Origin of the sequence: Nocardioides sp. IC4_145, from assembly GCF_011250565.1 — a bacterium.
Taxonomy (GTDB): Bacteria; Actinomycetota; Actinomycetes; order Propionibacteriales; family Nocardioidaceae; genus Nocardioides.
The window spans coordinates 15,661-28,798 of the sequence record NZ_JAANMS010000038.1 but is presented as its reverse complement, the minus strand read 5'-3'; the positions used below and the strand labels follow the sequence as shown (position 1 = coordinate 28,798).

Here is a 13,138-nt window from a genome sequence, read left to right as displayed (position 1 = left end):
GTCACGAGCGGTCACTGGTCCGTCATGGGAGAGGGAGATCGGATGACCAGTGGAGCGAAGACGAACGAACGACATCGGCACGACCCCGGTCTGTGTCCGCGCTGCGGGGAGGCAATGCTCCCGCGGCTGACCGGGACGGCGCGGTCCGTCGGCGAGGACGGGCCACTGTGTGCGGAGTCGCCGGTCCGGATGACCTGCCCGACCTGCGGCTGAGCGTCGGCCGGTCAGATCACGCGCCGGGCCAGACCACGGGCCACCCGTGCCTCCGCGTCGGACACGGCGCGCTGCAACCGCGTGAGAGGAAGGCGTTCGATCCGTAGGTCGACGGTCGGCTTGCTCCGGGCGCCCAGGCTCTCCTTGAAGCGCTCCAGGCTGCGTACCTCGCCCGACTCGCCGAGGTCGTAGTCGGCACGACCGGCCTCGCAGGCATGCTGGATCGCGAGGTGCTGCAGGAGCAGGTTCGCGCGCAGCGGGCCCGCGACCGGCTTGTGGCTGTAGCCGCGCCAGTAGGCCGCGTGCCGACCGTGGGCGAGGGTGATGATCGCCGCGACCGGCTCGCCGCCGGCGGAGGCGACCCAGGTCCGGCACCCATCTCCCAGCGCGGACGTGACGGCCGTGAACTTCGCCAGCGGTTCGCGGCGGCGAGCGAGGGCCAGCGCGAGGACTCGCGACACCCCCGATTCCTCGGCGCGGCGTGCCGTCCACCGGAGGTAGAGCTCGTAGAACGCCGGCACCAACCCGGGGCCCGAGGTCCACTGGACCTCGAGCCCGGACCGCTCGGCCTTGCGGATGCCGCGCCGGGCCGAGGGGGCGAACCGCCTCGCCAGGACCTCCGGGAAGCCTCCGGACAGGTCCAGGACGTGCGTCCGTCCTGGTAGGTGACGGACGCCGACCGGGGCGGACTCCCAGGCAGCAGCGCTCGCGTGGCCCGCTCGGAGCCGGGTGCTCAGTGCCGACGAGCGACGGAGGTCGTCGAGGACGGTCCGCACGTCGCTGGGTCGGAGCCCTCCGTCGGCGATCAGCCCGCCCGGCCCGTAGGTGCCGGGGAAGGCGCCGTCGAGCGCCACACCGGGGAGCAGGGTCCGGCGCACGACCGGAAGGACGATCCGCCGTCCGTCCGGGAGCGTGTACAGGCGGCTGGCGTCGGTGCCTCCGCTCGCCTGCAGCACGGCCGCGAACCAGGACGGAGTCTGCTGGACCATGCTCTGCGGATCCGCGGCGAGCACCTGGGACCACACGGCGCGCGGCGCGGGTGACTGCACGTGCACGCGGTGAGCCCCGTCCATGTCCCTCACGATATGGAGGCGCGCCGCCCCGCGACAGGTGTCGGCTCCGGACCGGGTCAGCCACCGGGCGCGCGCCCGGGACGAGCACGGCCGCCGAGCTCGCCCAGTCCGGCCGCCAGCCGACGCCGGGTGCGCGCGGCCTCCGGGATGGCCCGGGTCATCCACACGTGGAACATCGCAGGCACCTCGTGCACCCGCAGGTCGACACGCTCGCCGGGGCCGCCGTGGCTGCCGCGGACCCGGTCCGCGAGGGCGTCGACCGCCGGGCGCAGGATGTCGCGGTCGCCGATGTGCAGGTGGATCGGCGGCAGCCCGTCGAGGTCGTCGCGCAGCGGGTCGACGAGCGGGTCCGTCGGGGGACGGCGTCCCGACCACCAGCGGGCCGCGGCACGCAGGCCGGACTCGGCGAGCATCGGGTCGGTCGCCTCGAGGTCGCGCACGGCGTCGTCGTCGAGCGTGGGGTCCAGCCACGGGCTGAGCGCGACGACCCGGTCCGCCTGCGGGCCGCCCTCGTCGCGCAGGCACCTGGCCAGGACGAGGACGAGCGCGCCACCGGCCGAGTCACCCATCAGCACGAGCGGCAGGTCGTCGGCGGCCGCCTCGCGCGCCAGGTCGAGCAGACGGGGGAGCGCGTCGTCGACGGTGGCGTCCGGCGCGAGCGGGTACGCCGGCACGACGACCTCGGCGGCGGCGGAGCGGCCGGACAGCGCGCGGACCAGTCGCCAGTAGTCGGGCGTCAGCGGGTGGACGTAGCCGCCGCCGTGCACGTAGAGCACCCGTGCCCGCGGGGCGGTCGACCGCGGCCGGACCGTCCAGGTGGTCATCCCGTGGCGCTGCCCGCCCTCCCCGGCGGTCGCCACACGTCGTACGCATCGGGTCAGGCGGGTCGGCGGCGCGTCGCCCTGGCGCTGGGCCTCGCGCGCCTTCGCGAGCGTGTGCTCCTCGCCCTCGAACGCCTGCTTGTCGCGTCGCGCCCGCATGCCCAGCACGTAGAGCCGGGTCCACGGCGTCGGCGCCCGGCCGTCGACCTCCCAGTGCACCGTCATGTCGATCCGTTGTCCGACTGCGCCGCCCGCAAACGAGGACCGGCTCCGACCTGCATCGCTGCTGGTCGGAGCCGGGGGTGGTACGCCATCAGGGACTCGAACCCCGAACCCGCTGATTAAGAGTCAGCTGCTCTGCCAATTGAGCTAATGGCGCCCGGTGAAGCGACCACTACGTTACCAGCGGCCGGCCGGCGGGAGAAATCGGGAGGCGGCGGTCAGCGGGCGGCGAGCACGGCCTGCGCCGCGTTGTGCCCGGCGATGCCGGAGACGGCGCCGCCGCGGCGGGCGCCGGAGCCGCACAGCAGCACCGAGTCGACGTCGGTCTGGACGCCCCACTGCTGCGCCGGGGTGTCGAGACGGGAGCGGTTGGCGGCCCAGGGCCAGTCGAGGTCGCCGTGGAAGATGTGACCGCCGGGCATGGCCAGGTCGCGCTCGACGTCCTGGGGGATCTTCGCCTCGATGCAGGGGTTGCCGGCGGCGTCGCGGGCCACGCAGGACTCGATCGGGTCGACGAGGTGCTCGTCGAGCGAGGCGATCGCGCGGGCGACCGCGGTGGCCTTCGCGTCGGGGTCGGCGTCGAACAGGGTCGCCGGCGTGTGCAGGCCGAAGTAGGTCAGCGTGTGCGTGCCGTCCGGGACGTCGCCGAGGATCGAGGGGTCGGTGAGGGAGTGGCAGTAGACCTCGCCGGGGAGCACGGTCGGCACCTGTCCGGCCGCGGCCTCGGCGTGGGCGCGCGCCAGCTGGCTGTAGTCCTCGGCGAGGTGCAGGGTGCCGGCGAACGCGACGGCCGGGTCGACGCCGGAGCGCAGGCGCGGGAGCCGGTCCAGCAGGACGTTGATCTTCAGCTGCGAGCCGACCGGCTTGGTCGCCGGGTCCTCTGGCTGGCCGAGCAGGATCCGGAGCACCCACGGCGCGACGTTGGCCAGGACGGTCCGGGCCTCGACGGTCCGCAGGCGCTCGCCGTCGTGCCAGTCGACCTCGGCGCCGCCGGCGTGCGCGCGGATGGCGCTGACGCCGGCGCCGGTGCGGATCGTCGCGCCGGCCTCGGTCGCCGCCCGCGCGAGCGCGTCGGTGACCGCGCCCATGCCGCCGACGGGCACCCGCCACTCCCCGGTGCCATTGCCGACCAGGTGGTAGAGGAAGCAGCGGTTCTGGACCAGCGACGGGTCGTCGAGGGACGCGAAGGTGCCGATGAGCGCGTCGGTGGCAACCACGCCGCGGACCGTGTCGTCGCGGAAGCGCCGCTCGACGGCCTCCCCCAGCGGACGGGTGACGACGTCGCGCCAGGTGCCCGGGTCGACCTGGTCGCGGACGGCGCGCTCGGTCGGCAGCGGCTCGAGCAGCGTCGGGGCGACGACGTGGGCCAGGTCGGTGACGTCGGCGTAGAACTCGCGCCACGCGGCGTACTCGTCGTCGGAGCCGGTGAGGGCACGGAACGACGCGGCGGTCGCCGGACCCTCCGGCCGCTCGACCAGCAGCCCGCCGGGCCGGCCGTCGCGGATCACGGGGGTGTAGGAGGCGGTCGACCGCGAGACCAGGGTGACGTCGAGCCCGAGGTCGGCCATGAGCGCCTCGGGCATGAGCGAGACGAGGTAGGAGTAGCGCGAGAGCCGGGTGTCGCGACCGGGGAACGCTGCCGCGGACACCGCCGCGCCTCCGGTGGTCGCGAGCCGCTCCAGCACCAGGACGGACAGCCCGGCGCGTGCGAGGTACGCCGCCGAGACCAGCCCGTTGTGGCCACCACCGACCACCACGACGTCGTACGTGGTGCCGGTCAGGTCCGCATCTCCCGAGGTCACCGGCCCAACCTAGGCCATGGCCCGCCGCCACCCGGCGGTCCGCCCCGTACGCCCGGGGAGGGCCGCGTCGCTCCGGACACGGGCAGGTCACGAAACGCCGGTCCGGCTGCGAGGCGCGGACTGGTTGGTGTTTCATCTGTCCCGGAAAGTCCGCTCGGGGAGGGGTGGGGCCGTGAGGCTGGACCCGGCGCTGCGGGTCGGAGGCCTGCTCGTTGCGCTGGTCGCGAGCGGGTTCCTTGCTGTGCACGCAGCCCCGGACGAGGGGCACGTCATCGGGATCTGGCCGGTCGGCGTCGCCTCAGCCGTCCTCATCGAGGCGAGGCGTCGGTGGGCGCCGGTCCTGCTGGCGGTCGTCCTCGTCGTCGCCGTGGGCACGATCTGGCTCGGCGGACGGCCCGGTGCGGTGGCCGTCGGCTACGGGGTGGGGATCACGCTCGAGACCGCCCTGGTCCTCGCGGTGCTCGCCCGCGGTCGCGGTGGGAGCGACGCTCGGCCGAGCCTGAGCAGCGACGCCGACCTCGGGCGCTACTTCGCCGCCTGCGCCGCTGCCGGAGGGGTCGCCGCGGCCGCCGGAGCGCTCACCTCGTGGGTCACCGGGTTCGGCCGACCGGAGACGGTCGCGCTGGCCCTGGGCACCGCGCACCTGGCCTCGCAGCTCACGCTGCTGCCGTTCTTCATGCGGCTGCCCCGGCACGGGTCGGTCGGCGGTCGGCTCGAGCGCGTCGCCCAGTGGCTGGCGATCCTCGTCATCACCCCGCTGGTCTTCTACCCCCAGGACCTGCCCTCGATGGCCTTCATGGTCGTCCCGCTGCTCGCATGGGGCGCGCTGCGGATCCGCCCGATCGAGGCGCTCGCGCAGATGGGCGCGCTCCTCTTCTTCGCGATCCTCATGACGACCTACGGCCGCGGGCCGTTCGCCGCGGTCCCGGAGGTCTTCGACCTCTCGCCGGACGCGCGAGGGGTGCTGCTCGCGGCGTTCGCCGCGACCTGCGCGCTGATCGTCGTCCCGCTGATGATCCGGGTCGGCCAGCACATCGTGACCTCGCGCGAGGCGCGCAGCGAGCGCGACAAGGTGCAGAGCATCGTCGACGGCGCGACCGGCATCGCGATCGTCGGCGCGGACGCTGAGGGCAGGATCACCCTGTTCAACCCCGGTGCGGAGCGGTTGCTCGGCTACCGCGCCGAGGAGGTGCTCGGCCGCTCGACGCGCATCCTGCACACCATGCGGTGGGTCGTCGAGAAGGCCGACGAGCTGGGGACCGCCCGCGACTTCGACTCGGTCTTCGGGGAGGTCGTGGGCGCCGAGCACGCCGGCACGCACATGCGCTTCCTGCGCAAGGACGGTGTCGAGCGCATGCACTCCGTGACGCTGACCCGCATCGTCGACGAGCGCGGGGACGCCATCGGCTACGTCAGCACCTCCGAGGACGTCACCGACCAGGTCGAGGCCCAGGACCGGCTCCAGGACGCGCTCCAGACCGAGCGGCAGGCCGTCGACCGGCTCCGCGAGGTCGACCGGGCCAAGGACGCGTTCGTCTCCTCGGTCAGCCACGAGCTCCGCACGCCGATCACCAGCATCCTGGGCTACCTCGAGCTGCTCGGCGACGGTTCGTACGGCTCGCTCGAGCCGGCCCAGGCCCGCGCCCTCCAGCGCGTCTCCGACAACAGCGACCGGCTGCTCGGGCTCATCGATGAGCTGCTGACGCTGTCCCGGCTCAGCGAGGACGGGCTCGCGCTCAGCTCGCGCGCCTTCGACCTCCGCGAGGTGGTCCAGGAGGGGTACGACGTCGTGGCCCCGGCGTGGGCGCAGCGCCGGCTGGACGTCTCGCTCGACCTGCCGACGGAGCCGGTGCCCTTCGTCGGCGACCGCGACATGCTCGAGCGGGTCGTGGTCAACCTGGTCGGCAACGCCGTGAAGTTCACCCCCGAGGGCGGCTCGGTCTCCGTCGACCTCGGCGTGGTCGACGCCGGTCCGGACGTGCCCGAGGGCGGCGAGGTCCGCATCGACGTCCGCGACACCGGCATGGGGATCCCGCAGCAGGAGATCCAACAGCTGTTCTCGCGCTTCTTCCGCAGCTCCATCGCCCAGCAGCGGGCGATCCCGGGGTCGGGCCTGGGCCTCTCCATCACCCGCGCCATCGTCGAGAAACACGGCGGCGTCATCGACGTCGAGTCGGCCGTCGACCACGGCACGCTGTTCCGCGTGCGGATGCCCGTCTGCGCCTGAGCACCCCGCTCGCTAGGGTCCGGGCTCATGGGCCGCACCTACCGCGACGCGTGGGGCGTCCCGCACGTGCGCGCCGCCTCGGTCGCCGACCTCGCCCATGCGCAGGGCGAGGTCACCGCGCGGGACCGCGCCTGGCAGCTCGAGCACCTGCGCCGCCGGGCCACGGGCACGACCGCGGAGGTGCTTGGCGCGCCCGCGCTGCCGTGGGACCGGCTGGCCCGCCGCACGTGCCTCGTCGACGTCGCCCGCCGTGCCCACGCCGGCCTCGCCGACGAGACGCAGGCCTTCGTCGCGGCGTACGTCCGAGGCGTGAACGACGGCCTCGAAGCCGCCCACGGCACGGTCCACGAGCTCGAGCGGCTCGGCATCGACGCGCAGCCGTGGGAGGAGTGGACGCCGCTGGCGGTCTTCCTCGCCCAGCACCTGCTCTTCGCCAGCCTGCCCGGGAAGCTGTGGGCGCACCGCGCACACGAGGTCCTCGGTGAGGACGCGCGGCTGCTCTCGCACGAGGGGCCGTCGGCCAGCGGGTCGAACGCGTGGGCCGTCGGCGGCGACCGCACCGCCTCGGGCGCACCACTCGTCGGCGGCGACCCGCACCGCGTCATCGAGGCGCCGGGCGGCTACATGCAGGTGCGGCTGGCGTGCGAGGACCCCGACGACGCCTTCGACGTGGTCGGCTTCGCCTTCCCCGGCGTCCCGGGTGTGCAGCACTTCGCGCACGCCGGCGACGTGGCCTGGGCGATCACCAACGCCATGGCCGACTACCAGGACGTGTACGCCGAGCGGCTGCGGCGCGCGGCCGGCGCTCCCGGGGAGGCGGGCGTCGAGGCCCTCGGCCCGGACGGTTGGGAGCCGGCGATGGCCCGGCAGGAGGCGATCGCGGTGCGCGGCGCGGCCGACGAGCCGGTCGAGGTGGTCGTCACGCCGCGCGGGCCGGTCTTCGAGGGATCGGTGGAGGAGGGCACCGGGCTGTCGGTGCGATTCGCCTCCGACGTGCTGGGTGACCTGGGGCTGGACGCGCTGCTGCCGCTGCTGCGCGCCCGGACCGTGGACGACGTCGACGCGGCGCTCGACCGGTGGGTGGAGCCGGTCAACAACGTGGTGGTCGCGGACAGCCGCGGCGCGGTCCGCTACCGGCTCGCCGGGCGCATCCCCCTGCGACCCGACGCCAACCGGCGCGGGATCGTGGACGCCGCCGACCCGACCACCGCCTGGGCGGGCTGGCTCGAGCCGCACCCGCGCCACGACGTACCTCCCGGCGGGCAGGTGGTCACCGCCAACGAGCGCCGCGGCCCCGAGAGCGAAGCGGTCGGCACCGCGTTCGCCGCCCCCCACCGTGCGCGCCGCATCGCGGCCCTGCTCGACGGCCGGTCCGGCCTCACCGGTGAGGACTTCGCCGCGATCCACGACGACGCGCTGCTCCTGCCGGCCTTCACCCTGCGCGAGTCCCTGGTGGCGGGCCAGGAGACGTCGCCGGCGGGTGCCGCGGTCCGCGACGCGATCCTCGCGTGGGACGGCCGGATGACCGCGGGCTCGGCCGGGGCGGCCGCCTTCGCGGCCTGGCGCTCCGCCCTGGTCCGCCGGATCACGGCCGAGCCCGTGCTGGCGCCCTTCGCCGACCCGCGCCACGACCTGGTCTTCCTGCCCTGGATGGACCCCGTCGGCCGGATCGGCCACGCGCTCGAGACGCTCGCCGCCGCGGGCACGCCGTTCGGCCTGGACCTGAGGCGGATCGCCGGTGACGCGCTGGACGACGCGGCCGGCCACCCCGCGACCTGGGGCGCCACCCACGTCGCCACGCCGGTGCACGCCTTCGAGGTCGCCGACGACGACCTCGAACCACCACCGCTCCCGCGGCTGCCGGTCGACGGCGACAGCGACTGCGTGCGGTGCACGGGCTCGGTGCCCGGGTGGACCGACGAGTGCTACCGCGGCTCGGTCGCCCGGTACGTCTGGGACCTCGCCGACCGCCAGGCCAGCGCCTGGGTCGTACCGCTCGGTGCCGCCGGCGACCCCGCCAGCCCCCACGCCCGCGACCAGCTGCCGCTGTGGGCCGCCGGCCGCCTGGCCCCCGTGGTCACCGACTGGGACCGCCTGACCGAGGAGACCCGCCCGTGACGTCCGCGTCGTTCCGTCTCGACCGCTTCGACCCCGCCCGCGACAGCGACGTCCTGCACTCGTGGGTCGTCGAGGACCGCGCGCAGTTCTGGATGATGCAGGACCACACCCTCGACGAGGTCCGCGAGATCTACACCTGGCTCGACGAGCAGCCGACCCACCACGTGTGGTTCGTCCGCGACGGCGACGACACCCCGGTGGCACTGCTGCAGGACTACGAGCCCACCGCCGAGGAGGTCGGCTCGACGTACGACGTCCGCCCGGGCGACCTCGGCGTGCACTTCATGCTCGCGCCGGCCACGTCCGTGCGCCACGGCTTCACCGCCGAGGTCGTCGAGTTCCTGCTCGCCGAGCTCTTCGCCGGCCCCTCCGTGCAGCGGCTCGTCGTCGAGCCCGACGCCCGCAACGACAAGGCCGTCGCGCTGGTCCGCCGCCTCGGCTTCGAGCTCGGACCGGTCGTGCAGCTCTCCACCAAGCCCGCCCAGCTGGCCTTCCTTCCGCGCGCCGCCGCCGGTCGCTGACCGTCCCCGGCCGGAGCCTCGCTGGGCGCGGGCGTCGTTTCATCAAGGTATGCAGGCGAACCGTCGCTCCCCACGGTGGATCCACCCAGGGAAGTGACGGTTCAGCGACGTACCTTGATGAAGCGACGCGGCCGTCGCGACCCCACCGCAGGAGTCAGTTGGCGGCGACGCCGTGGTGGGCGCACCAGACGACGGCCTGGGCACGGCGGTCGACGCCGATCTTGCGGTAGGCGGCGCGGACGTAGGTCTTGACGGTGTTGATGCTGACGTAGAGGCGCTCGGCGATCTCGGCGTTAGAGAGGCCGGCGGCGACCAGCCCGAGCACCTCGAACTCCCGCACCGTCAGGCCCTGGGGGAGCGAGAGCAGCTTGGCGTCGACGTGCCGCGTCGAGGGGCTGCCGCCGGGCGCGCCGCGCGCGACGCGGGCGAGCAGCTGGATCACCTCGGTCGCCGAGGCGTCCATGCGTACGACGCCGGCGACGCCGTGCTCGAGGGCGGCCGCCGCGAGCGCCGGCTCCTGCGGGCGGGCGAGCGCCACGACACGGGCGTTGCTGCGGACCAGGTGGTCGAGGTCGCTGCCGCCGGTGGCGTCGACCGGGTCGAGCCCGGCTGCGTCGTACAGCACCACGTCGAGCCCGGCCAGGTGCCCGTCCGACGCGGACGCATCGCACACGGTCACGCGCGAGGGGTGGCGCCGCAGCATCGCCGACAGGCCGGTGAGCACGAGCTCGTACGGGCTGATGATGCCGACGGTCAGCGGCGTGGTCGACATGGCCCGCCGGTGCCCACCCGCCGGAGCGGCATCCCTGTCGAGATGGGTCAGAGACCGAGTCGCGCCAGCACCCGGTCGGTCGCGCGGCCGTCCTCGAGCGCGGTGTAGCGGGCGCGGAACGCGGCGTACCGCTCGGCGTGCTCCTTCTCGACCTGACCCAGGTCGCCCAGTGCGGCGAGCAGCTCGTCCTCGGTGCGCAGCACGGGCCCGGGAGCCTCGGGCAGCAGGTCGAAGTAGAACCCGCGCACGGAGTCCTGGAAGCGCTCGAGGTCGTAGGCGTAGTGCAGGATCGGCCGCCCGGTGATCGCGAAGTCGAACATCGTCGAGGAGTAGTCGGTCACCAGCACGTCGGCGGCGCAGTAGAGGTCGCGCACGTCGGGGTGGTACGACACGTCGTGCACGCCGGGCGTGGCCGCGATCCGCGACCGCCCGGTGACCATGTTGTGGGCCCGCACGAGCAGGACCTGGTCCGGCCCCAGCGTCGCCGCGAACCGCTCGACGTCGAGCCGGAGCGCCACCTCGGGCCGGTCCTCGGCGAAGGCCTCGTCGTCGCGCCACGTCGGCGTGTAGAGCACGACCGTGGCCGAGCCCGGGATGCCGAGCTCGGCGCGCACCCGGGCCCCCACCTCGCGCGCCGCGGGCAAGGACAGCAGGTCGTTGCGCGGGTAGCCGGACTCGAGCACCTCGCCGTCGTACCCGAAGGCGCCTCGAAGCCGCGGCGTGCTCACCGCGTTGGGGGAGAGCAGGAGGTCCCACTTCGCGACGTCGTGGTCGAGGCGGTCCAGCCGACCCTCGGGCGCCCACAGCACGTCGCGGTGGATGCGCTTGAGCGGCGTGCCGTGCCAGGTCTGGACGTACGTCGTGCCCGCCGGCTTGGTCCACTCCACCTCGGTGTGGGTGTTGGCGATCAACAGGTCGGCCGACTCAAGCGCCCCGCGCGCGGCGGGGGAGTCGATGTCGACCGTCGTGACCCCGTCGGGGAACGCCGCGAGGTGCGCCTGGTCGGCCAGCCAGACGTGTTCGTGGCCGGGGCGGTCGTGCACCTGCTCCCACAGGGCTCGCGGGTTGTCGGAGAAGCGGCCGTGGAAGCTGTTCCAGACGATCCTCACGCAGGCACCTCCTCGGCCCGGGGCCGGCTCTCGTCGAGCAGGGCGACCAGGTCGGCCCACCCGTCCACCACCTCGAAGGCACCCGCTGCCAGCAACGCCTCGCGGCGCTCGGCGCGCTCGGCCTCGGGCACGAACACGAGATTGCCGACCGTCGGGATCCCGGCCGCGACGGCGGAGCGTGCGCCGGAGACGGCGTCCTCGACGGCGAGCGCCTCGTGCGCGCCCAGCCCCCGCTGCTCGAGCGCGTGCAGGTAGACGGCCGGGTCCGGCTTGCTGGTGGGTGTCGGCAGGGAGTCCTGGGCGCTGTAGCGCGTGGCTGCCGGCAGCAGGTCGTCGAGCTCCGCCGCGGTGAAGCACGCGGCCAGCCGGCCGAGCGCACTGGAGCTGACGACGGCCAGCTCGAAGCGCTGCGCCAGCTGCCGCAGCGCCTCGGTCACCGCCTCGTCGGGTCGCAGCGTGGCGGCCAGGTGCCGCGTGACCACGTCCTGCTCACGGGTGACCCAGCGCTCGAGGTCGTCGCCGTCGAGCTCGACGTCCAGCTCGGCGGCGAGGTCGGTCGCCAGGCTGCGGAAGTTCCGGCCGAGGGCGGCCGCCTGCAGGTCCGGGGCGGCCCACCGGCGGTCGGACCCGAGGTGCGCGAGCAGGTCGTTGGTCACGCCTGTCGATGCTGCGAAGGCAGGCTCCTCGGAGGCGAAGAGGTTGCCGTCGGCGTCGAGCAGCAGGGTCCGGACCGCACGCAGGTCAGGAGGCTGCGGCACGCGCACCCACCTCCCTGTCGGTCACTGCTCGTTGGAGCGCGGCGACGAACGTCGGCCGCGTGGCCAGCCGCTCGAAGCCTCCGGCGGCTGCGAGGAAGGGTCGCACGTCGTGCGCCGCGCGCGAAGCCGGGCCCAGCAGGTCGGCGAGCGCCGGGTCGGCCAGCTCGTCCGCGAGCTCGGCCGAGCGGGCGCGTCCCTCCTCCAGCGCGAGCGCGGCCCGACGCAGCTGGTCGATCCAGGCCGCCACGACGTCGGTGAGCCGTGCGTGCGGGCGCCCCTCGAGGACGGCCCGCTCGAGGGAGGGGAGGACGTAGTTGCGCACCCGCACCGAGCCGCGTCGCCGCAGCCGGCCGAGCGGGTCCGCGATCGCCGGGTTGCGCAGCCGGTCGAGGACCTCGCCGAGGTACGACGGCAGGTGCAGGCCGGGGACGGGGTCCAGCAGCGGGCAGACCTCGTCGGCGAGCATCCGCTCGACCAGGGCACCGGTCGCGGGGTCCGCCATCGCCTCGTCGGTGGTCCCGTGCCGGGTGGCCGCACCGAGGAAGCCGAGCGCGACGTGGCCCGCGTTGAGCAGCCGCATCTTGGCCTCGACGTGGGGGCGGACGTCGGTGACCAGGTCGACCCCCGCCTCGGCGAGGGGCGGGGCGTCCCCGACGAAGGAGTCCTGCACGACCCACCGGCTGAAGGGCTCGGTGACCACGGGTGCCCGGTCGTGGACGCCGAGGTCCTGCCGCAGCATCCGGCGGTGCTCGGGCGCGGTGGGCGGGGTGATCCGGTCGGACATGGAGGACGGGAACGCCACGTGCTGCTCGATCCAGGTCGCCAGGCGGGGGTCGAGCGCCTCGGCGGCCTCCACCACGCAGCGGCCGGCGGCGGCGCCGTTGCCGGGCAGGTTGTCGCAGGAGAGCACGGTGAACGGCGGCCGGCCGGCACGTCGTCGCGCCTGCAGCGCCCGGGCCACCAGCTCGAACACGGTGGGCGGCGCGCCCGGCGCCGAGGTCGCGCAGGCGTACGTCGGTGCCGTCACCGTGAGGGTCACCAGCCGCGTCCGCGGGTCGGCCAGCGCGGCGACTGCCGCCGCGGTCTCGGTCGGGCCGCCGGCGGGCAGGTAGTCGCGGAGCACCCCGACGACCCGCGCCCGTGGCTCGCCGGCGCCGAGCTCGACCACCGTGTACAGGTGGTCCTGGGCGGCGAGCTCGTCGCGGTGGCTGTTGCTGCGCAGCCCGATCCCGCGCACGCCCCAGTCTCGGTGGCCGAGCTCGGCGAGGCGGTCGAGGTAGACGGCCTGGTGCGCGCGGTGGAACGCCCCCACGCCCAGGTGCACCACGCCCGCGCGCAGCGAGCTGACGTCGTACGTCGGGCGGGCGACGGAGGGCGGCAGGGTCTGCAGCGTTCCCAGGCCGAGGCGCAGGGCAGCGGCCGGCGTCGGCGTGCCGCGGGGGAGCGCGCGGGTCGGGGTCGGGCGAAGCACGTGGTGAAACCTCCTGGCGACGGGACCCGGC

General features: G+C 74.7%; 10 protein-coding genes and 1 tRNA gene. 3 read left to right on the top strand and 8 right to left on the bottom strand.

Annotation, left to right across the window (positions count from 1 at the left end):
* Window positions 1-224: 224 nt before the first annotated feature.
* The 4 genes from G6553_RS15425 to G6553_RS15410 all read right to left on the bottom strand — a co-directional run bounded on the left by G6553_RS15425 (window position 225) and on the right by G6553_RS15410 (window position 4,131).
* Window positions 225-1,286 carry a GNAT family N-acetyltransferase gene (locus G6553_RS15425; RefSeq protein WP_166194822.1) on the bottom strand — a complete coding sequence of 354 codons (1,062 nt, stop codon included), beginning with the start codon at window positions 1,284-1,286 and terminating at the stop codon, window positions 225-227.
* Window positions 1,287-1,342: 56 nt separating this feature from the next.
* Entirely contained in the window at window positions 1,343-2,332 is a 990-nt protein-coding gene (locus G6553_RS15420; RefSeq protein WP_166194819.1) for an alpha/beta hydrolase, read from the bottom strand.
* A gap of 78 nt (window positions 2,333-2,410) precedes the next feature.
* A tRNA-Lys gene (locus tag G6553_RS15415) sits at window positions 2,411-2,486 on the bottom strand.
* Window positions 2,487-2,547: 61 nt separating this feature from the next.
* Window positions 2,548-4,131 (bottom strand): NAD(P)/FAD-dependent oxidoreductase, encoded by a 1,584-nt coding sequence (locus G6553_RS15410; RefSeq protein WP_347565740.1) that lies wholly within the window; start codon window positions 4,129-4,131, stop codon window positions 2,548-2,550.
* Between the two features lie 172 nt (window positions 4,132-4,303).
* Here G6553_RS15410 and G6553_RS15405 point away from each other — a divergent pair, with 172 nt between their 5' ends.
* Genes G6553_RS15405 through G6553_RS15395 form a run of 3 tightly spaced genes read left to right on the top strand, consistent with a single transcriptional unit; the run spans window position 4,304 to window position 8,997 of the window.
* On the top strand, window positions 4,304-6,358 hold the full coding sequence (locus G6553_RS15405) for an ATP-binding protein (RefSeq protein ID WP_166194816.1): 2,055 nt from the start codon (window positions 4,304-4,306) through the stop codon (window positions 6,356-6,358).
* Window positions 6,359-6,385: 27 nt separating this feature from the next.
* A complete protein-coding gene (locus G6553_RS15400; protein WP_166194813.1) occupies window positions 6,386-8,476 on the top strand; it encodes a penicillin acylase family protein in 2,091 nt (696 codons plus the stop codon).
* Window positions 8,473-8,997 carry a GNAT family N-acetyltransferase gene (locus G6553_RS15395; RefSeq protein WP_166194810.1) on the top strand — a complete coding sequence of 175 codons (525 nt, stop codon included), beginning with the start codon at window positions 8,473-8,475 and terminating at the stop codon, window positions 8,995-8,997. Before G6553_RS15400 ends, G6553_RS15395 begins: the two co-directional genes overlap by 4 nt.
* A gap of 154 nt (window positions 8,998-9,151) precedes the next feature.
* Here G6553_RS15395 and G6553_RS15390 read toward each other — a convergent pair whose 3' ends face one another.
* Genes G6553_RS15390 through G6553_RS15375 form a run of 4 tightly spaced genes read right to left on the bottom strand, consistent with a single transcriptional unit; the run spans window position 9,152 to window position 13,107 of the window.
* Window positions 9,152-9,769, bottom strand: coding sequence for a response regulator transcription factor (locus G6553_RS15390; RefSeq protein WP_166194807.1), 618 nt, complete (start codon window positions 9,767-9,769; stop codon window positions 9,152-9,154).
* A 47-nt stretch (window positions 9,770-9,816) separates the two neighbouring features.
* On the bottom strand, window positions 9,817-10,878 hold the full coding sequence (locus tag G6553_RS15385; protein WP_166194804.1) for a CDP-glycerol glycerophosphotransferase family protein: 1,062 nt from the start codon (window positions 10,876-10,878) through the stop codon (window positions 9,817-9,819).
* Entirely contained in the window at window positions 10,875-11,636 is a 762-nt protein-coding gene (locus tag G6553_RS21315) for an HAD-IA family hydrolase (RefSeq protein ID WP_207619846.1), read from the bottom strand. Before G6553_RS21315 ends, G6553_RS15385 begins: the two co-directional genes overlap by 4 nt.
* A complete protein-coding gene (locus G6553_RS15375; RefSeq protein WP_207619845.1) occupies window positions 11,620-13,107 on the bottom strand; it encodes a mannitol dehydrogenase family protein in 1,488 nt (495 codons plus the stop codon). The genes G6553_RS21315 and G6553_RS15375 overlap by 17 nt, the downstream gene beginning before the upstream one ends.
* Between the last annotated feature and the right edge of the window lie 31 nt (window positions 13,108-13,138).